The organism is Acidovorax sp. ST3, assembly GCF_003231145.1.
In the GTDB taxonomy this organism is placed as follows: domain Bacteria; phylum Pseudomonadota; class Gammaproteobacteria; order Burkholderiales; family Burkholderiaceae_C; genus Acidovorax.
In genome coordinates, this window is record NZ_QKVP01000046.1 from 1 (window position 1) to 672 (window position 672).

At 59.7% G+C, this 672-nt stretch carries 1 protein-coding gene; it reads left to right on the forward strand.

What is annotated here, in order from left to right; genetic code table 11:
- Positions 1 to 106: 106 nt before the first annotated feature.
- On the forward strand, positions 107 to 672 hold a 566-nt coding region (locus DNK89_RS23450), incomplete at its 3' end, for an ABC transporter substrate-binding protein (protein WP_304547774.1).

Below are 672 nucleotides of genomic sequence, written 5' to 3' on the forward strand. Positions count from 1 at the left end.
AGCAGATATTTTATATATAAACCTTTTGACAAGGTTTGCCGACCCGTTATGATGCAATCTGGGGCGCCGGGGAGAGACGGCCGCTTGCCAAATCTGGGAGGAAAACATGATTTCGTCTAAGGCCGGATGGCTGTCCGGAATAGTACTTGCAGGTTCGCTGATCGCCAGCGTGGTCAGCGCCGCCGCAGATCCGATCCGTATCGGCATCGCCAATTTCGGCGAACATCCGCAGCTCAACGCCTCGATCGCCGGCTTCAAGAAAGGCTTGGCCGAAAGCGGCTTCGTCGAAGGCAAGGATGTGGTCTTCACCGAAAGCCACACCAATTTCGACGCCACGCTGGTTCCGCAGATGATCGAGAAGCTGAAGGCCGAAAACCCGAAGCTGATTTACACCGTGACCACCCCGGTCTCGCAGATCGCCAAGCAGCAGCTCGCCGGCAGCGGCATCAACATCGTCTTCACCGCCGTGACCGACCCGGTCGCTGCCAAGCTGGTCCCGTCGTGGGAAGCCGGCGACACCGGCATCACCGGCTCGTCCGACCTGCAGGACGTGGCCGCCGTGATGGAATTCACCAAGAAGCTGCTGCCGGAAGCCAAGCGCTTCGGCGTGCCTTACAACCCCGGCGAAGCCAATGACGTCGCCGTGCTCGAGAAGATCAAGGAAGCCGCTCC